The organism is Haloarchaeobius caseinilyticus (assembly GCF_051207395.1).
In the GTDB taxonomy this organism is placed as follows: Archaea; Halobacteriota; Halobacteria; order Halobacteriales; family Natrialbaceae; genus Haloarchaeobius.
In genome coordinates, this window is the sequence record NZ_JBPJZC010000001.1 from 1,214,755 (window position 1) to 1,230,420 (window position 15,666).

The window sequence follows — 15,666 nt, forward strand, 5'->3', positions numbered from 1 at the left end:
ATAGACCAGCCTCTCGGTCCAGTACGCAACCTTCTCGACCCGGTCCGAGTACTCAATATCGGCCGGTGGGGGTGGCGTCGAGGACACTGTCCCCGCCTGCGACTCCGTCGCCGGTCGCTCGCGATACTGCGTCAAAATCGTCGAATCACAGTTCTTGCACTCCGACGGATTCGCCGAGTGAACTTCACTGCACGCGTCGCATATCCACTTCATCCGACGTTAGGGGACGCCGACGTACTGGTGGCGGTTGTACAGGTACGACACCGAGACCGCGAACGACGACGCCACGAACGCGAACACTGCGAACGCGAAGGCAACATCTGCCCCCCAAATTGCTGCCTTCCCCGCGAAGTACACGACCAGCGGCGCACCAAGCCCACCGGCCATGTACTTCCACCACTCCGGCTTCCAACGGGCGCGGGTTCCACGAAGGTACGCCGAGTCCTTGAACAGCGCCGGGTAGATCGAGAGCGACACGACCGCGAGCCCGAGCATTATCACACCCGAGAACATCCCGGCGACGCTCGAATTCGGCGACCCCGACAAGACCCACGCGATGTATGCCGCTGCAAGGATAGTACCGGCGGCGTGGCCCGCCAGCGTGTACCAGTATTTCTCGCCCGTTCCCTCCCGAACTGTCACTTGATGCGTACTACGTCGCGCCATGCGCCGACACTAGTATCAATTTGGTATAAATTCACCGGGCGTTATCAAAACCGATGCCCGGTGCGTGTCACTCTTTGTCGTCTTCCAGTTCGTCGGCGTCGACGAGGCCCTTCAGGTACGCTCTGCCGAGGTCGGTCAGTTTGTATATCGAAGCAGACTCGTCGTAATATTCCACGAGCCCGTGTTCTTTCAGTTCAAGGAGATGCCTTCGAACGGTGCTTCGCGCGTAATCAGTGTTGTCTGAAATTGGCCGGGGGGCAAGGACAAGTTCTGCGTTCCCCTCGTTCTTCAGCCGTTCCAGAATGGCTCGATCAACTGGAGTCATCCACGAAGCGAGACGAGGGCGCATTAAGCCACAGTGCAGAATCGGCCGACATTATTATTCTCATGAACGGTTTCATGAGCATCTATCTGTATCGCAGAAGCATAGAACTGTTCCTAAGAATTATATACCCCGAATACAGTTCTGTGCTTAACGAAGGTTCCGCGCGGACCCGCCGCTCTCCGAGCACGGGTTCGCAGGAAAATTGCGGGCCCGATGTTAGAGCATCGGCCTGCGTGGGCCTTCGTGATACAGGCACGAAAGCCATGTACGCAAACGACCCAGCGGGTCTTGAATCGCCCGCATCGACCGACAGCGCACAGACTGAGAACGACGACGACGCAGTGATTCTCGTCGAGGACGGTATCCTCATCGCGGACGGCGGCCGTGAACTCTCCTCGAAGGAACTGAGCCTGCTCGAAAACGACTACGCCAGCCAGTGCCCCGAGTGCGGTGGCGTCGTGTTCGAGTGGCAGGACGCCTGCACCGACTGCGACGCGACCACGACCGACAGCACCGAACAGACCACGCTCACCGACGGTGGCACGCCGATCCCCGAACACGCGAGTGACGAGTACGGGACGTGTGATGACTGCGGGCGGACGCGACTGCGGGCCGGACTGCGCGAGTTCGACGGGCGCGTCGTGTGCCCGAGTTGTCTGCGGCTCGAACGCCCGCACCAGTTCCGAGCGCGGTTCGTGTTCGCCGACGACGTGCGTGCGTACCAGACCGCGCACGACCACGGCAGTCTCGACGACCACACCACCACGGTCGACATCGACGACCGAACGTGGGCGGTCACGGTCGAAACCGTACCGAGCGGACTCGCCACCACACAGGCCCCCGAGCACGAACTGCCCGCGTTCCAGTTCAATGCCGAACACCACGGCCAGCACGCCCTGTTCGGCCTGCGACCATACTCCCCAGGGCACGTCGCGTACGAGACCGGCGACCCCTACCAGCCCGCGGGCGAGTTCGCCGCGAGCGTCCTCCTCGTCGAAACCACGCACGTCCCGCCCAACGACCACCTCAGCCTCGCACGCGGAATCATCCGCGGCGTGCTCGGCGACGACACGCTCCTCGACGTCGGACTGCACGACACAACCAGCGTTCACCGCTGTGAGAAAATCGTTCGCGTCGACCCCAGCACGCTCACGCTCACGGAGGACACCGCGTGAACGCCCTATTCCGCACGGTCTCGAAGCCGCGACACGTCCAACTCCGCCAACACCGCCCGGTACTGCTCCGGGCGGACGCCATCGAGTCGAATGAACTCGTTCACGCACGGCTCGCAAAGCGGCGCACCCAGCAAACCACCTGGCGGCCGCGGGCCGCCGTGATTCTCGGCCAGGTACGTCACGTCGTGCATCCCCAGGCGATGCTCAACGACCGCCTCTCGCTCATCGCATCGCGCGCACGGACCACTCACAGCAGACATTCAACGAACACCATGAGTCAAACCACCGACACCACTCGCAAAGAACCTACCGACCACCAGCAGATTCTCGCCGACGGCGGCGTCGCGTGGAGTGACCTGACCGGATTCCAGCGTGACCTCCTCGATTCGATCTACCGGATGGAGTCCGACGGTGAGACGCCCTACGGCCTCGCCATCAAGGACGAACTCGACGACTTCTACGCCGAGGACATCAACCACGGCCGACTGTACTCGAACCTCGACGCACTCTACAACCTCGCGCTCATCGAGAAGACGGAACTGGACAAGCGAACCTACGAGTACACTCTGAACGACGAGTCCCGCGAACTCGTCGAGAACCGCACGCGCCACCTCGCGGACACCTGCGGCTGGACCGTGCGCGAGACCGCGACCGACGGCGGCAGAGAGTACGCCGGGACGCTCACCGCGGACGAACACAGGCTCTACCTCCCCGAGAAGTACATCGAGGCACCGAACCTCGTCGTTCGTCTCCGGTACGTCACCAGCGACATGCGAGGCTGCGACGGCGAAGACTACGCCATCCGCACTCGAACGAGCGACGACGAAGACCGCAATCCGACGAACCCTGAACTCGACCAGAACGAGGCTCTGCTCAAGATTTACGGCGAAGAACCCGAACTCTACCGGGTCGAAGAAGTCGCAACGGACGGCGGCCACGAACGCGAGCGACTGGCCGACGCAGCCGAGCGACAGGCCGATGCCCTGGAAGATGTCGCGGACATGCTGTCCTACCAGAACTCGCTGCTGACCCACCTCGCCGAACAGTGGACGGCTGGCGGGTGGACCGACGAGGCCTTCGTCGGCGAAGCAGCACGCTTCGAACGCGAGTTCGACGACCGGCACCCATTCTTCACCGATGGAGGTGAGAACTGATGGCGGTCGACGAGTTCCAGCGCGCGAGCGACTTCGACGCCCATCCTGCGCCGGCTCACCCGGAGAACGACTACCGTGACCCGGCAGGCATCCAAACGCTCACCACGGGCTACGAGGTCGCCGTCGAGTACCACAGCAACAGCGGCAACGTCGTCACCGAGTACGGCACGGTCGCCGACCTGAACGAGACCACGATGGGCGCGCGCCCGCTGTCGAGCGTCGAAGTCGACCTCGAACTCCGGCCGGTCCGCATCATGTGGGACGGCGTCGTCAGCGAGCTGCCCGAGACCGACGACGGCATCGAGACGGAACTCGGCCGGTGGGCGACCGTCCGGCGCGTCGAGACCGACGGTGGGAAGAAACTCACGAGCGGTATCCTGGCCAGCGAGGCCGGACACCGCTCGAAGGGCACGAAACACGAACGCCACCCCTGCCCGCACTGTGGCGAAGAGTTCGGGAACATGCCGAACCACCTCCCCTGCGACGGCGCCGGAGGTGACGACCAGTGAGCGACCGACCTGAGTGCCGGGCCACGAACGTCAGAGGCGACCGCTGCGGTAACCCGGCTATCCCCGCACTCGGCGTCTGTCACCGCCACGTCGACCAACTCGACGAGGCCGAGGAGGTGACCGCGTGATGTACGACAGCAACGAGGACCGCATCCACGACCTTGAACAGCGCGTCGAGGAACTGGAGTCCATCATCAACCGCGAACTCGGCTACTCCCTCGGCGTCTCGAACATCACGCCAGACACAGTCGACTGCGACTGCGGCGAACAGTTCACCGTCGACCTGCAGAACGGAGTCATCTGTCCCAACTGCGGACAGAACGCAAACGAGCGAGGTGAGGCCTGATGTCGCTCGACTGGCCCGCCAGCCTCGGCGACCGCACGCCACCCGGCGAGCGTTCCCAGACCAGCAAGTTCAGCGCGTCGCTCGGTTCGACGACGAAGGACCTCGCGACAGAACTCGACCGGCTCGACCCCGACGACTGGCGGTGCTCGACCGGCAACCAGCACACGAAGTCGAACGGTCTGCCGCTCCACAACGCGCGCCCCGACGACCCCGGGTTCGTCCTCCAGTGGAGCAAAGACGGCGAGCAGTACGCTGTCGGCTGCGACGACTACGCCGACCTCCGCGACAACGTCCGCGAGGTCTACCTCTGGCTTCACGAGACGCGGATGCGCGCCCAACGCCCCGTGCGCACGGGTGAAGACGAGTACGCCGCGGCACGACTCCCCAGCGCTGGTGAAGACGCCATCGCAGGCGAACCCCCAGCGCACGCCGTCCTCGGCGTCGATCGAGATGCTGGGCCCAGCGAGGTTCGGTCCGCGTACCGCGAACGCGTCGCCGAAGCACACCCCGACGCGGGCGGCAGCGAAGACGAATTCAAACGCGTGCAGACCGCGAAAGACGCGCTTCTGGGTGATTCCGCATGAGCGACTCGACCGACGACAGGCCCGTCGACATCCTGTCGATTACGCCCAGCGGATACAACCGTGCCCTCATCGAGTGCGACCTCTTCCGTGGCGTCCTCGACGCCTACCGCGGAGACATCGAGGCCGGAATCGAGATTCACCAAGACGGCCCCGACATCGGACTCAGCGCGGGAACGACCTACTCCGAAACCGAGCAACCGAGCCTCTACTCGTACCACGGACTCACTCCTGAGCAGGCCCGCGAAATCGCTTCAGCCCTCGAAGAGGCAGCAGAAAAAGCAGAAGCCGCCGAACAACCCCCCGACAGAACTGAGCCCGGTAAGTCGCTCATTCGGAGGTTGCTGCCATGAGCGAGTCACGCTGCGCTATCGCACGAGAACACCTGCTCGGTGCGACCGTCTGGGCCTACGGCGCCGGAGCCGCCGTCGTCCGACCCTGGACTCGTCGAGAGGATTTCTCGCGGTTCCGGAGGGCCGTCCATGTCTAACGAACACGGCAAGGCGCGCATCGAGAAGATGCAGCGCGAGATAGACGAGCACAACGAGCAGGTCCTAGAACAGAAGATGTGCCGCACCTGCGGCCGGGATGTTCCCGACGAGGACCACGACCACAAGTTCATGCAGGCGGGCGGTCTGCTGAAAGGGCCATACTGCAACCGGGACTGCTACTGGAGGGCGATTTACGATGACTGACTCTCACGCTGAGTCGACTACATCGACGAACAGTACCGAGCGCCCGACGCTCGACGACGTCGACGAGTCGACTGCACTTCGCGTCTACGACTCACAGTTCGAGAACTGTCCCGACGTGAACGCCGAGGAGGACCCACGCCCGTGCCTCTCGTTCTACATAATGACGGACTTCGGTGTTGCGTGTCTCCGTTCGTCGTTCCACGACGGATTTGGAAACGAAGCACACCGTCTCTGCATCCCAAACCTCGGAAAAGTCCCGGACCGAAACCGAGAGGCAATTGGGCGGCTCCCGGGCAAGAAGACGCTCACACTCGTCGATGCCGAAGACCTGCCAAGTCAGCGGGACCCACATGGAAAAGACCCCGTGACGGGTCTTTCGATTGAGGTCACGGGCTTCGGGTTCGATGTCAAGCCGTGGTCTCAACGCGAGTGCGCCCGCTGCGGGCTGCCTCTCGATGCGACCTGCGCCGACCGCTCCCCTGACGGCTGGCTCCACGAGGACTGCAACCCGTCGAACTGGGGCGATGCCAGTCTGATGGAGTTCGCCACCGACGGAGGACGAAGCCAATGACCGACTCCAACTGTGCGTCTGCCACCGCGTGGGACGTGTTCCTCGACGGCGACCTCGTCTGCCGAGTAGAAGACGAGGCGCTTGCCCGTCGTTTCTCCGCTCGGTCAGCCTATCTGGTCGAACCTTCCGAGAAGGCCCACGTCGTCGACCATCGGGGTGGTGCGTGATGTCCGACGACGCTCCGCCTCGACCACCGACGCGCGACCTCTCCGAACTCCGCGACTCGCGAATCTTCAGCGAACTGGAACCCGGTCACGCAGTCCACGACTCACTCACGCGACTCTGGCAGGCCGGACTTCTGAACGCCTGGTGGGACGAAGACGCCGGAGAGACCGCGTGGGAACTCACCCCGTTCGGCGAGTGGCTCACCGAACACCGCCGCGTCCAGTGGTACCTCGACCACTTGGACCACTTCGACGACGATGACGACGGCACGCCTGCCGCGATGGAGGTGCTTCCGCGATGAGCGACCTCGAACCCATCAAGCCGCGCGAGGCGCTCGAAATGTGGCTCGACCACATGGCAGCGACGCGGTCGGAGCAAACGATCAGCAGCTACCGCTACCGTCTGGCAGTGTTCATCCGCTGGTGCGAACAGGAAGGCAACGTCGACAACCTGAACGACCTCACCAGCCGAGACATCTTCCGGTACGACTCCGCCCGACGCGCCGAGGGACTCGCTGCCTCGACGCTGAACAACCAGATGGGGACGCTCAAGCGCTTCATCCAGTTCTGCGCGCGCATCGACGCTGTCGACGACAACCTCCCAGCAAAGGTCGAGGTCCCGTCGGCCGACCTCGCAGACCGAGTTTCCGAGGAGAAGCTCCCACACGAGCGCGCGAAGACGATCCGAAAGAAGCTGGCGCGCTACGAACGCGCGTCTCGGAAGCACGTGCAGTTCGAAACGGTCTGGCACACGGGCTGCCGACTCGGGGGCGCTCGCGCACTCGACCTCGACGACTGCTTCTTCGAGGAGTCCGACCTGGAGCGACTCCAGCATCAGGACGACATCGACGCCGAAGCCCTGCAGAACGTCGAACTCCCGTTCCTCTACTTCCGGCACCGCCCGCCGGAGACGCCGTTGAAGAACAAGTTCGACGGTGAACGCCCTGTCGCCCTGTCGCGCGAGGTCGCCGACTGGCTACAGGAGTACATCGAGGTCAACCGCGTCGAACGTACCGACGAGGATGGCCGTCGACCGCTATTCACGACGGAGAAGGGCAAGAACGCGCGTGTGTCGACATCGAGCATTCGGAGGGAGGTCTACATCATGACCCAGCCGTGCCACTACGGAGTGTGTCCGCACGGCCGAGACACCCAGACCTGCGAGGCGTTAGAGCACGGTCTGGAAGCCCAGTGCCCGTCGAGCCGTTCCCCGCACCCGATCCGGTCGGGCGCGATTACTCACATGCGGGACGAGGGCTGGCCGCCGGAGGTCGTCGCGGAGCGTGTGAACGCGACGCCGGAGGTCATCCGGAACCACTACGACCACCCTGACCCGCTCCGCCGGATGCAGTCTCGTCGCGACTTCCTCGACGACGGAGGTGACGAGCAGTGACCCGCGAGAGAGGACGGTCTGCGCAGAACCCGAACTGCGGACCTCGGCGGTCCCACTAACTTTTGCGGCGAACAGTTTCGTAAGCGGCAGGTTTGTACCGTGGTACAACCTTCTGAAGCCGATTTTTGACCGGACGACGAGCAGTGCCGATCCTCGATGGCGACAATTCTACGTCCGAGCGTCGTCACAGCCCGGCAGAAAGCCCGTCGTCGACGCCGACCTGCACAGACGCCGGTCGTGTGTGCCGAGGGGTCTTCTCAGAACGTGCAACTACTGTCACCCCATTATGTGTATGGCCACTACCAGTAGCAATGGGCGGGGGCGTATCCATGCAACCTCGCTATCGTATCCCACACGATATTTTCACCCGTCGCTTTCGTGGTGCAACATCAGACGAGTGACGACACCGCTCCGCGCGCGAGTTATTGGCCAATCAGCAGTTCGAGCGTATAATTAAGCCTGTCGGCCGTGGGCGAAAGTAGTCAATCGTCGCATCATTCACGGCGACTGAAGTTATCACAGTCGATAATAATGCGGTTTCCGGGGTGTTAAACTATCTATCTGCATTTCAATGGGGGCTTGACGGGACGCAAGTGGGTGCTGAAGGTGGTTGCTAATGGGCGATTACCGTCAGTAAGATTTCATACTTCGGTACCTTTATCCCGAACGAATGGCGTGGACTGGATAACACCTGACGGTGCGAGGTGGGATACCTGCCTCCTTCCCCTTGGCAGGAACTCGCAGCCGCGAAGGTGTGGGATACACGCAAACATGGAACTCAAAAACCTCTTCACTGAGGACGACGCTGTTTCGCCGGTTATCGGAGTTATCCTGATGGTCGCGATTACGGTCATCCTCGCAGCAGTTATCGGCGCATTCGTACTAAACATCGGCGGGAATCAGGAGTCGGCTCCGCAGGCCCAGCTTGACTTCGCCTACCCGGGCGGTAACAACGTTGAAATCACCCACGGCGGCGGTGACACGCTGAACACCGACCAGCTTTCGGCTACTGGCGCACTCTCCGGGAACTGTGACCTCGACCAAGGCAGTGTCTCTGCTGGTGGATTCCTGAACACCAGTGCCTGCACCCACGGCGGCGCATCCTCTGGTACCACTGTGAGCGTCACCTGGACGGCTAGCTCCGGAGACTCCAGCCAAATCATCGCTGAATCGCAGGTTCCCTGAAAATGGAACTCCGTAACGTATTCACCGAAGAAGATGCGGTTTCACCCGTTATTGGTGTTATCTTAATGGTTGCTATAACAGTGATCTTGGCCGCAGTCATCGGGGCGTTCGTGCTCAACATCGGCGGTAATCAAGAGAGTGCACCCCAGGCCAACTGGGAATTCTCGTACGATAAGAGTGCAGGAGCAGACTCAGCGGCTTGGGACGCGGCTGGTGAAACGGTCACCATTAAGCACAATGGTGGCGGTACTGTGGATAATTCCACGCTCACCTTCAGCGTCTCTGGAACGACGGTGAACTCTACCGCAGGCGAGACCCGTTGGGCGTCCTCGCCCGGTATTACTAGCTGGTCAGCAGGCTCGAGCGCTACCGTAGAGCACGCTAGTGGTAGTGACTGGAGCAGTGGTGATAAGGTAATCATCACTTGGACCGCCAGTTCGGGTGACTCCAGTCAGATTATCGCAGAAGACCAGCTCCCGTAATCACGGGAACACTTTCCTTCATTTTTCACGCCGATTAGCGGCAGCGCTGACGACCTACAACCACTTCATCTTCCCACGCTCTCTCAACTGCGCCTCTAGCGAGTGCGTCTCTCTTAGTGGTCGAGGAACGTCTCTAAGTCGTTCCAGCCGTCCCCAAGTCGCAGGCAACCATAGCCTCGCCGTCAGCCGACGTGAGAGAAATGGCCCAGGTCCGACGAAGATCGTGCATCTCGACGTGCTGCCAGCCGGCGTCGTCGGTCTCGTCGAGGAGTGCGTCGGTCGCGGTCACGTATCACCGCCAGTATGCGACCAGCGCGACGGTAAACACGAGCATCAGCGGAATCACACCGAGTATGGATTCGAGCGGCGCGATGAACAGCACGAAGACGCCCAGCAGGACGAATTCGAGCGCGACGAGGACGCTGATCACTTCTCTCGCGGAGGCCATGCTTCGCGATTGCGGCCGAGTACGTGAAAATCCTTGGAGGTGTTTCGTCTGTCGTCCTCGGCGGGACGCCATCGCGACGGCGAGCGCGACGCGCACACGTCGGCGACGGCACGCGCAGCCGACACCGATTGGTGCCCCAACAGCGGAGTATTCCACGGACCAACCGAAACCATCCGAAATCACCAATAGAACGCCTCAATCCCCCGAATTCGGACGTTCCAGACATTTCGGCCCAGAAATTATTCTAAACAGTTAGAGTCGGGTTCCGGAAAGCACTCATCAATTAGAATCAATCGTTAATGCCCTGCTTGCCATAGGAGTAATTGGCAACACAGCATTGCGCTGTCGCCACCCCCATACTCCCCCCAACCCCCTTCCTGAGGACCCAACACTCGAGAGACGTGGCTGTCGCGACGTGCGTCACGTCTGGAGTGGCAACGCTCATTGGTGCAGGTCAGTTACCGTCGGGCATGCCGAAGACGCATACGGCCGAGTCCGTCCCAGTCTGTCGAAGCGCCGAGGAACACGAAGCGGCCTTCGAGGAGGCAGAGCGAGCGGGCGAAGCCCTGTTCGTCGTCGACGAGGAGGACGCGGGCTACTCGCTCGCGTACGACCTGCTGCCGACGGGCAAGCGCCTGACCGACGACGCGAAGGCGCGGCTGCAGGACATCGCAGCCGAGGAGGTAGAGCGCATCGTCGGCGATTCGTCGAACCCGGTGACGGAGGTGCGCCACACGTTCGGGGCGACGATGGGGAGCTGTTACTACCTACACGACGAGGCGACGGCGCGCGAGTTCGCGGCGATGGTCTCGACGGTCGTACTGGACGAAGCGAACTGGGAAGACGACCCAGAGGGTGGTGACCGGCTGGATTTACTCGGACAGTGACGGGCGCGAGCGACGACAGAATCAGGTGACGAACAGTCGGTCGCGCGCTTCTTCACAGGCGTGGGCGAGGGCGTCACTGCGCGAGCAGTCGTCCACCCAGTCCACGTGGTCGAGTTCGCCAGGACCGCCGAGCGTGCCGAGTGCGTAGATGGCTTCGCGGACGACGCGCTGGGGGTAGCGCGTCGGGTCGGCGAACTGGCGCGTGAGGACGACCGGGTCGCCAGAGAGGGGTACGTCGTAGCCGTGCCGGGCGAGCGTGGCCAGGCCGACGACGCCGGGCAGGCGCGCGGGGCCGTCGCGCTCGGCCAGCCAAGTAAAGTGGTCGACGCGACGTGCGCCGAGTTCGGGCGTCGAACGCGTCAAGATTGCGAGGGTGACGCCGGCGAGGAAGGAACAGCCGGGGTCGTCGTCGGTGACGCACGCGGCGATGCGGCCGGTGTAGGCTTCGACGAGGTGAGGGTGCGAGCGGGCGAACTCCCGGAGCGCGGAGAGGGCTTGCTCGCGCGAGTCTGCGGCATCCTCGTCGAGCATGGTGACGAGACGGGGGACGACCGCGCCGTCGTCCACGTCGAGGAGCGCGTCGGGGCGTTCCCACGCGAGCGAGGCGATGGCGGCCGCCGCGGACTGGCGGATGGGTGCGTCATCGTCCGCGAGCGAGGCGACGAAGCGTTCGCGGACCCGACTGTCGATAGTGCCGAGGTGGGTCAGGACGGCCGTCACCGGCTGGAGGAACTCGCGTGAGACCACGATAGCGCCGCGCTGGGACTCCCACGCAGCGAGCAGGCTGTCGACGACTGGGCGGACGGCGTGCGGGTCGTAGGCCGCGATTTCGGTGAGCCGTCGGGCTGCGCCGGTCGGGAGTTCCTCCGCGTCCAACCGTTCGGCGAGGTCGAACGGTTCGTCGGGCGTCGGCGGTTTCGGCTCGCTACTGGTCGCCTCGACGAAGCGGCGGTGGGCCTCGCGGTGGTGTTTCTCACAGCAGACGACGATACTCGCGGTCCCGTCGACGAGCGAACAGTCACGCAGGTCACAGTCGTCGCACTCGGCGGCGGTGTCGAACACCCACTCGCGCGTCGCCTCATGTCGCCAGTAGTCGGGGCGACGGGTGGACTGGAGGTCGGCTCCGGCGCGAGCGTACGCCTGCACGACGCGAGTGAGTCCGGTCAGTTCGTGCTGGTCCCCGGGGTGGGCGTAGCGGGCGTACGCCGGCGACCACGAGAGCGTCTTCAGTCGGTTCGCGATGCGGTGGAGGGCGTCATTGTCGAGTGTCCGGTCGAGTTCGGTCGCTAGCTCCCCCCGAAAGAACGCGGCGTAGGCGTCGCGGAAGGCGTCGCCGTCACGGACGCCGACCGCCGTCGCGGGCGGGTCGAACGACACGGCGGCGCTGGCCGGGACGTCCCAGCCGGTGTCGTAGGCCATATCGGACCGGTTCGCCGGGCCAGCGCATAACCGCTACGGCACGACCAGCAAGGACGACAGTAGCGAACGAAGTCGAAGAACTGCACCCACGGCGAGACTCGCTCGAACTCAGTTGGCGGTGGGCGTCTTCGGCGTCACGTCGATGCGGTCCGCTCGCTCCGGGTCCGCGTCGGGGCCGTGTTCCAGTTCCTCGGCCGCTTCGTAGCCCATCGCCACGAGGTACTGTGGCTGCGTGATGCTGAAGCGATGTACGTCGTGAACCACGTCGCCGTCGGGGAGACGGTTGCGCAGGACACCATCGTACTGCCCGTCGAACACCTCGGTCATGTGCGTGAAGATGGTGTACCCGCGGTCGTTCCCGTCGATGGCGTCGGCGATCATCAGGTCGAGGTCTAACTCACAGAACGCGAGGTCGTAGATGGCCCGGCCGTACTCCGTCATAAATCCCTGATTCCAGTACGCCCGGCGCGTCCACATCACCATCTCCCCGGTACGACGCGGCCAGAAACAGTCGAGGTAGGTCAGTCCGACGATGTCACCTTCGTCGTCGAACCCTGGACCCAGCCGGATGACGTACGTCGCGCGGTCGCGCTCAGCCCACTGCTGGCTGCACTCGGCGACGTACTCGTGTGTCTCTTTCAGTGTGCGGTGTGGCTCCCACGGGAGCCAGCGAAGTTCGTCTTCGACACGCTCCCGGTCGACGGTGAACAGGGCGTCGTGCAGCGTCCGTACGTCGACCGTCTCTGCGGTGAGTGCCGTCAGTCGAAGCCGCGGCGTCTCCAGCGTCTCGGGGAACATACGTAACACCCACTGTAACACGAAATAAAATTTATCCCGCGTGTTCAGAAATCTTCCGTCGATCAGTCGTCAGACTTCGCTTCTGCTCGCGCGCCGATTTCGGTCGGGCGGAGCCGGAAGAACCGGAACGTCACCTCGCGTGGGTCCCGGTCGAACACGTCGACCAGCGGGAGTTGGATGCGCGCCATCCGGTCGAGAATCTCGTTTCCGACCGCGCCTTCGGTCACTTCGTTGAGCGTCCCCGAGGCGACGACACTTCGCCAGCCGTCGTCGGTACGGTCCGAGACGACGAGCGAGACCGGGCGGTCGCGGTCGACGAACTCGGTCTTCCCGTGGTCTTCACCCATCGCGAGTCGGAAGTAGAACGTCGTCTCCTCGGCGTCGTACCCGTACGACACCGGAATCGTGTACGGCGGCTGGTCGACATCGCTGGCGAACGACAGGACACCCGTTCCTCCACGACCCAGGAATTCGTCTCGTGCCTCGTCTGACAGTCGGACCGAACGCATGTCTTCCATACGATGTGTTGGTTCCGAAGCAGCAAAAAGTCGCCTGTGGGCAGGCTCCCCAGCGCGTGGTCTCTACAGCGGGTCCGTCTCCAGTTCGTACGGGACTGGCTGGCTCCCGTCCGTGTCGCGGAAGTCGTATTCGCGGGCGAGGTCGCCGACCTTGTAGATGCCGCCGGTCTTCGTCAGCACGTCTGAATCGGCCGCCAGCGCGACGATAGCCCGGCCGACGAATTCGACCGAGTGCGTGTCCGAGGGAAGCGGTTCGTCGACCGATTCGAACGACGCGACGACGCGCTCGGTCCGGGTGAACCCTGGGTAGAGGACCAGCGACGTTACGCCGTCCGGTTCGAGTTCGTACGCCATCCCCTGATGGAGGCGGTCGACCGCGGTCTTGGCCGTGTCGTAGGGCACGCTTCCGCGGAACTTCTGGCCGTCACCCGCCGAGATACCGACGATGAGGCCCGACCCCTGTTTCCGCATGAGCGGCGCGGCCAGCCGACTGGCCGTGAAGTGCGCCCGGACGCCCGCGTCGAACATTCGGTCCCAGCGGTCGAGTGGCTGTTTCCAGAACGGGAAGCCGAACGTCTCGTCGTGTGCCTCGTAGCCGCCCCAGACGTTGTTCACGAGCAGGTTGAGACGGTCCTGTTCGGACTCGATTCGCTGGAACAGCAACTCGACGGCCGCGTCGTCGGTGTGGTCGCACTGGACCGCGATGCCCTCGCCGCCGGCCTCGGTGACGAGTGTCGCCGTCTCGGTGACGGTCCCGGGCATGTCTTCGGTCGTGTCGCCCGCGACACTCCGGCCGGTGACGTAGACGGTCGCGCCGGCCGCCCCGAGTTCGACCGCGATACCCCGGCCGACGCCGCGACTCGCACCGGTCACGAGCGCGACGGTGTCCGATAGGTCAGTCATACTGTGTATACGGTGGGAACTGGCAAAAACCCGTCTCGGAACACTGGACACCGACTCACCGGTCTATCGTCGACTCGGTCGGGCCCGGAGCCGCCTCGACGAACGTCGCGAAACCGTCGGCGAAGCGGTCCACGTCGTCCCAGTCGGTGTACTCGTAGTCCCGCGAGGTGTCGATGTCGCCGGTCGCGTCTTTCGCGAGACGCTTCATGAGCACGCGCTTGAGCAGACCGTACTCGGAGTAGCGGAGCGCGCCGCCGAAACTGGCGACCCGGTCGGGGTGCCAACTCGTCTCCGCGACGAACGACTCGACGTATCCCTCGGCCTCACGTCGTCGCTCGTCGTCGTCGACGGCGCTGGAGAGGCACACCTGGAAGAACGCGGACGGCCGTGCGGAGAGCGCGGGCCGGTTCGCACGGACGAACGCCGCTACGCTGTCCTGGTGTTTCCCCATGTGGATGGAGGCGCCGACGACCACGGCGTCGAACGCTGCCACGTCGAGGGTCGGTGGCAACTCGGCGATGTCGACCGTCGTGACCGCGTGGCCGTGGCTCGCGAGGTCGCGTTCGATGGCGGCCGCGACGTTCGCCGTCTGTCCCTCACCGGTTGCGTAGCTGACGAGGATGGTAGCCATGCGTGTAGCACCAGTCGATACGTCTCTCTCGACGACGATGAATCCGTGATAGGATTCTCTACAGGTGAGAACGAAACCGACTGCCAACTATCCAGAAGACGCGAATCGTTTTCTGATACGACCGCCTCTAGAACTGGCATGCCGAAGGTGGCCGAGTACGAACGCGCCGAGACTAGTCGACTCGTCGCCTTCAGCGACGGCGTCATCGCCATCGCGATTACCTTACTCGTATTCGACCTCACCGTCCCGAAGCTTCCCCCGGGCACGTCGGACAGTGTCCTTCCGACGCTCGTCTTCGATCAGCGCCACGAACTGTTCGGCTACGCCCTCAGCTTCCTCGTCATCGGCCTGTACTGGATGCTACATCGTCGGGTGTTCATCTACGTCACCGCTCACGACCGCAAGCTCCTGTGGCTCAACCTCTTTTTCCTGATGTTCGTCGCGTTCCTCCCGTTCGCAACCGACCTGTTCACCGACCACCCGAACCGCTTTGGCGTCTCGTTCTACGCGGTGACACAGGCCGCGACGGGCTACACCCTCGCCCTGCTGTGGCTGTACGCGGGCTGGAAGAATCTGGTCGAAGACGGCCTGACCTCTCGACTCGTCTTAGCGCGGGCGGCGCGGTTTCTCGTGACGCCGACGGTGTTCCTCTGTTCGATCGCCGTCGCGGCGGTGGACGTCGATCTGGCGATACTCAGCTGGTTGCTCATCGTCCCACTGAACGCGCTGTTCGAGTTACGGGTCGTGCGCATCGCCGAGGACGAAGTCTGACCGCGACACTCGAACTCGACTCTCGCGTCGGCGTCTCCGCAACCA

Annotated in this window: 26 protein-coding genes; 17 read left to right on the top strand and 9 right to left on the bottom strand. The window is 63.5% G+C overall.

All coding sequences use genetic code 11. The features are described from left to right. Positions 1-219: 219 nt before the first annotated feature. Both ACSC1P_RS06425 and ACSC1P_RS22115 read right to left on the bottom strand, forming a co-directional pair. Positions 220-666: a hypothetical protein gene (locus ACSC1P_RS06425; RefSeq protein WP_435359308.1), complete on the bottom strand. Its 447-nt coding sequence runs from the start codon at positions 664-666 to the stop codon at positions 220-222. Positions 667-733: 67 nt separating this feature from the next. After that, on the bottom strand, positions 734-1,015 hold the full coding sequence (locus tag ACSC1P_RS22115; protein WP_492764733.1) for a helix-turn-helix domain-containing protein: 282 nt from the start codon (positions 1,013-1,015) through the stop codon (positions 734-736). 239 nt (positions 1,016-1,254) lie between these two features. Between ACSC1P_RS22115 and ACSC1P_RS06435 the strand changes: the two genes are divergently transcribed. The 15 genes from ACSC1P_RS06435 (at position 1,255) to ACSC1P_RS06505 (ending at position 9,246) form a co-directional block, all read left to right on the top strand. Further along, positions 1,255-2,166, top strand: a complete 912-nt coding sequence (locus ACSC1P_RS06435) for a DUF7845 domain-containing protein (protein ID WP_435359309.1) — start codon at positions 1,255-1,257, stop codon at positions 2,164-2,166. Continuing rightward, positions 2,163-3,320: a helix-turn-helix transcriptional regulator gene (locus ACSC1P_RS06440; RefSeq protein WP_435359310.1), complete on the top strand. Its 1,158-nt coding sequence runs from the start codon at positions 2,163-2,165 to the stop codon at positions 3,318-3,320. The genes ACSC1P_RS06435 and ACSC1P_RS06440 overlap by 4 nt, the downstream gene beginning before the upstream one ends. Next, positions 3,320-3,829: a hypothetical protein gene (locus tag ACSC1P_RS06445; protein ID WP_435359311.1), complete on the top strand. Its 510-nt coding sequence runs from the start codon at positions 3,320-3,322 to the stop codon at positions 3,827-3,829. Before ACSC1P_RS06440 ends, ACSC1P_RS06445 begins: the two co-directional genes overlap by 1 nt. Next, positions 3,826-3,957, top strand: a complete 132-nt coding sequence (locus ACSC1P_RS06450; protein ID WP_435359312.1) for a hypothetical protein — start codon at positions 3,826-3,828, stop codon at positions 3,955-3,957. The genes ACSC1P_RS06445 and ACSC1P_RS06450 overlap by 4 nt, the downstream gene beginning before the upstream one ends. After that, entirely contained in the window at positions 3,957-4,175 is a 219-nt protein-coding gene (locus ACSC1P_RS06455) for a hypothetical protein (RefSeq protein ID WP_435359313.1), read from the top strand. The genes ACSC1P_RS06450 and ACSC1P_RS06455 overlap by 1 nt, the downstream gene beginning before the upstream one ends. Next, positions 4,175-4,759, top strand: coding sequence for a J domain-containing protein (locus ACSC1P_RS06460; RefSeq protein WP_435359314.1), 585 nt, complete (start codon positions 4,175-4,177; stop codon positions 4,757-4,759). Before ACSC1P_RS06455 ends, ACSC1P_RS06460 begins: the two co-directional genes overlap by 1 nt. Continuing rightward, positions 4,756-5,109, top strand: a complete 354-nt coding sequence (locus ACSC1P_RS06465) for a hypothetical protein (protein WP_435359315.1) — start codon at positions 4,756-4,758, stop codon at positions 5,107-5,109. Before ACSC1P_RS06460 ends, ACSC1P_RS06465 begins: the two co-directional genes overlap by 4 nt. Next, a complete protein-coding gene (locus ACSC1P_RS06470) occupies positions 5,106-5,246 on the top strand; it encodes a hypothetical protein (RefSeq protein ID WP_435359316.1) in 141 nt (46 codons plus the stop codon). Before ACSC1P_RS06465 ends, ACSC1P_RS06470 begins: the two co-directional genes overlap by 4 nt. Further along, entirely contained in the window at positions 5,239-5,451 is a 213-nt protein-coding gene (locus tag ACSC1P_RS06475; RefSeq protein WP_435359317.1) for a hypothetical protein, read from the top strand. The genes ACSC1P_RS06470 and ACSC1P_RS06475 overlap by 8 nt, the downstream gene beginning before the upstream one ends. Further along, on the top strand, positions 5,444-6,022 hold the full coding sequence (locus ACSC1P_RS06480; protein WP_435359318.1) for a hypothetical protein: 579 nt from the start codon (positions 5,444-5,446) through the stop codon (positions 6,020-6,022). The genes ACSC1P_RS06475 and ACSC1P_RS06480 overlap by 8 nt, the downstream gene beginning before the upstream one ends. Further along, positions 6,019-6,189, top strand: a complete 171-nt coding sequence (locus tag ACSC1P_RS06485; RefSeq protein ID WP_435359319.1) for a hypothetical protein — start codon at positions 6,019-6,021, stop codon at positions 6,187-6,189. The genes ACSC1P_RS06480 and ACSC1P_RS06485 overlap by 4 nt, the downstream gene beginning before the upstream one ends. After that, positions 6,189-6,488: a hypothetical protein gene (locus tag ACSC1P_RS06490; protein WP_435359320.1), complete on the top strand. Its 300-nt coding sequence runs from the start codon at positions 6,189-6,191 to the stop codon at positions 6,486-6,488. The genes ACSC1P_RS06485 and ACSC1P_RS06490 overlap by 1 nt, the downstream gene beginning before the upstream one ends. After that, positions 6,485-7,579: a tyrosine-type recombinase/integrase gene (locus ACSC1P_RS06495; RefSeq protein WP_435359321.1), complete on the top strand. Its 1,095-nt coding sequence runs from the start codon at positions 6,485-6,487 to the stop codon at positions 7,577-7,579. Before ACSC1P_RS06490 ends, ACSC1P_RS06495 begins: the two co-directional genes overlap by 4 nt. A gap of 771 nt (positions 7,580-8,350) precedes the next feature. Further along, the gene (locus tag ACSC1P_RS06500; RefSeq protein ID WP_435359322.1) at positions 8,351-8,764 is read left to right on the top strand and encodes a type IV pilin domain-containing protein; all 414 of its coding nucleotides are present in this window, start codon (positions 8,351-8,353) and stop codon (positions 8,762-8,764) included. 2 nt (positions 8,765-8,766) lie between these two features. After that, a complete protein-coding gene (locus ACSC1P_RS06505; protein WP_435359323.1) occupies positions 8,767-9,246 on the top strand; it encodes a type IV pilin domain-containing protein in 480 nt (159 codons plus the stop codon). Between the two features lie 133 nt (positions 9,247-9,379). On the opposite strand, the gene ACSC1P_RS06510 is transcribed toward ACSC1P_RS06505, so the two are convergent. Beyond that, entirely contained in the window at positions 9,380-9,535 is a 156-nt protein-coding gene (locus ACSC1P_RS06510) for a hypothetical protein (protein WP_435359324.1), read from the bottom strand. A 3-nt stretch (positions 9,536-9,538) separates the two neighbouring features. Continuing rightward, a complete protein-coding gene (locus ACSC1P_RS06515; protein WP_435359325.1) occupies positions 9,539-9,694 on the bottom strand; it encodes a hypothetical protein in 156 nt (51 codons plus the stop codon). A 470-nt stretch (positions 9,695-10,164) separates the two neighbouring features. Between ACSC1P_RS06515 and ACSC1P_RS06520 the strand changes: the two genes are divergently transcribed. Beyond that, entirely contained in the window at positions 10,165-10,581 is a 417-nt protein-coding gene (locus tag ACSC1P_RS06520; RefSeq protein WP_435359326.1) for a hypothetical protein, read from the top strand. A 21-nt stretch (positions 10,582-10,602) separates the two neighbouring features. On the opposite strand, the gene ACSC1P_RS06525 is transcribed toward ACSC1P_RS06520, so the two are convergent. The 5 genes from ACSC1P_RS06525 to ACSC1P_RS06545 all read right to left on the bottom strand — a co-directional run bounded on the left by ACSC1P_RS06525 (position 10,603) and on the right by ACSC1P_RS06545 (position 14,850). Beyond that, positions 10,603-12,000: a hypothetical protein gene (locus ACSC1P_RS06525; protein ID WP_435359327.1), complete on the bottom strand. Its 1,398-nt coding sequence runs from the start codon at positions 11,998-12,000 to the stop codon at positions 10,603-10,605. Positions 12,001-12,108: 108 nt separating this feature from the next. Beyond that, complete coding sequence (locus ACSC1P_RS06530) at positions 12,109-12,798, bottom strand: GNAT family N-acetyltransferase (RefSeq protein ID WP_435359328.1); 690 nt, start codon at positions 12,796-12,798, stop codon at positions 12,109-12,111. Positions 12,799-12,860: 62 nt separating this feature from the next. Further along, complete coding sequence (locus ACSC1P_RS06535) at positions 12,861-13,316, bottom strand: pyridoxamine 5'-phosphate oxidase family protein (protein WP_435359329.1); 456 nt, start codon at positions 13,314-13,316, stop codon at positions 12,861-12,863. 63 nt (positions 13,317-13,379) lie between these two features. Next, a complete protein-coding gene (locus ACSC1P_RS06540) occupies positions 13,380-14,219 on the bottom strand; it encodes an SDR family NAD(P)-dependent oxidoreductase (protein WP_435359330.1) in 840 nt (279 codons plus the stop codon). A 55-nt stretch (positions 14,220-14,274) separates the two neighbouring features. Beyond that, positions 14,275-14,850 carry a flavodoxin domain-containing protein gene (locus tag ACSC1P_RS06545; protein ID WP_435359331.1) on the bottom strand — a complete coding sequence of 192 codons (576 nt, stop codon included), beginning with the start codon at positions 14,848-14,850 and terminating at the stop codon, positions 14,275-14,277. 138 nt (positions 14,851-14,988) lie between these two features. Here ACSC1P_RS06545 and ACSC1P_RS06550 point away from each other — a divergent pair, with 138 nt between their 5' ends. Next, positions 14,989-15,621: a TMEM175 family protein gene (locus ACSC1P_RS06550; protein ID WP_435359332.1), complete on the top strand. Its 633-nt coding sequence runs from the start codon at positions 14,989-14,991 to the stop codon at positions 15,619-15,621. Positions 15,622-15,666 lie beyond the last annotated feature (45 nt).

What these genes read in the sequence shown, in the direction of transcription:
- ACSC1P_RS22115 (WP_492764733.1), bottom strand. Translation starts at nt 1,015, where the DNA reads ATGCGCCCTCGTCTCGCTTCGTGGATGACTCCAGTTGATCGAGCCATT.
- ACSC1P_RS06520 (WP_435359326.1), top strand. Translation starts at nt 10,165, where the DNA reads ATGCCGAAGACGCATACGGCCGAGTCCGTCCCAGTCTGTCGAAGCGCC.
- ACSC1P_RS06475 (WP_435359317.1), top strand. Translation starts at nt 5,239, where the DNA reads ATGTCTAACGAACACGGCAAGGCGCGCATCGAGAAGATGCAGCGCGAG.
- ACSC1P_RS06445 (WP_435359311.1), top strand. Translation starts at nt 3,320, where the DNA reads ATGGCGGTCGACGAGTTCCAGCGCGCGAGCGACTTCGACGCCCATCCT.
- ACSC1P_RS06425 (WP_435359308.1), bottom strand. Translation starts at nt 666, where the DNA reads ATGGCGCGACGTAGTACGCATCAAGTGACAGTTCGGGAGGGAACGGGC.
- ACSC1P_RS06515 (WP_435359325.1), bottom strand. Translation starts at nt 9,694, where the DNA reads ATGGCCTCCGCGAGAGAAGTGATCAGCGTCCTCGTCGCGCTCGAATTC.
- ACSC1P_RS06540 (WP_435359330.1), bottom strand. Translation starts at nt 14,219, where the DNA reads ATGACTGACCTATCGGACACCGTCGCGCTCGTGACCGGTGCGAGTCGC.
- ACSC1P_RS06525 (WP_435359327.1), bottom strand. Translation starts at nt 12,000, where the DNA reads ATGGCCTACGACACCGGCTGGGACGTCCCGGCCAGCGCCGCCGTGTCG.
- ACSC1P_RS06490 (WP_435359320.1), top strand. Translation starts at nt 6,189, where the DNA reads ATGTCCGACGACGCTCCGCCTCGACCACCGACGCGCGACCTCTCCGAA.
- ACSC1P_RS06535 (WP_435359329.1), bottom strand. Translation starts at nt 13,316, where the DNA reads ATGGAAGACATGCGTTCGGTCCGACTGTCAGACGAGGCACGAGACGAA.
- ACSC1P_RS06505 (WP_435359323.1), top strand. Translation starts at nt 8,767, where the DNA reads ATGGAACTCCGTAACGTATTCACCGAAGAAGATGCGGTTTCACCCGTT.
- ACSC1P_RS06545 (WP_435359331.1), bottom strand. Translation starts at nt 14,850, where the DNA reads ATGGCTACCATCCTCGTCAGCTACGCAACCGGTGAGGGACAGACGGCG.
- ACSC1P_RS06485 (WP_435359319.1), top strand. Translation starts at nt 6,019, where the DNA reads ATGACCGACTCCAACTGTGCGTCTGCCACCGCGTGGGACGTGTTCCTC.
- ACSC1P_RS06455 (WP_435359313.1), top strand. Translation starts at nt 3,957, where the DNA reads ATGTACGACAGCAACGAGGACCGCATCCACGACCTTGAACAGCGCGTC.
- ACSC1P_RS06530 (WP_435359328.1), bottom strand. Translation starts at nt 12,798, where the DNA reads ATGTTCCCCGAGACGCTGGAGACGCCGCGGCTTCGACTGACGGCACTC.
- ACSC1P_RS06500 (WP_435359322.1), top strand. Translation starts at nt 8,351, where the DNA reads ATGGAACTCAAAAACCTCTTCACTGAGGACGACGCTGTTTCGCCGGTT.
- ACSC1P_RS06470 (WP_435359316.1), top strand. Translation starts at nt 5,106, where the DNA reads ATGAGCGAGTCACGCTGCGCTATCGCACGAGAACACCTGCTCGGTGCG.
- ACSC1P_RS06550 (WP_435359332.1), top strand. Translation starts at nt 14,989, where the DNA reads ATGCCGAAGGTGGCCGAGTACGAACGCGCCGAGACTAGTCGACTCGTC.
- ACSC1P_RS06480 (WP_435359318.1), top strand. Translation starts at nt 5,444, where the DNA reads ATGACTGACTCTCACGCTGAGTCGACTACATCGACGAACAGTACCGAG.
- ACSC1P_RS06495 (WP_435359321.1), top strand. Translation starts at nt 6,485, where the DNA reads ATGAGCGACCTCGAACCCATCAAGCCGCGCGAGGCGCTCGAAATGTGG.
- ACSC1P_RS06460 (WP_435359314.1), top strand. Translation starts at nt 4,175, where the DNA reads ATGTCGCTCGACTGGCCCGCCAGCCTCGGCGACCGCACGCCACCCGGC.
- ACSC1P_RS06465 (WP_435359315.1), top strand. Translation starts at nt 4,756, where the DNA reads ATGAGCGACTCGACCGACGACAGGCCCGTCGACATCCTGTCGATTACG.
- ACSC1P_RS06435 (WP_435359309.1), top strand. Translation starts at nt 1,255, where the DNA reads ATGTACGCAAACGACCCAGCGGGTCTTGAATCGCCCGCATCGACCGAC.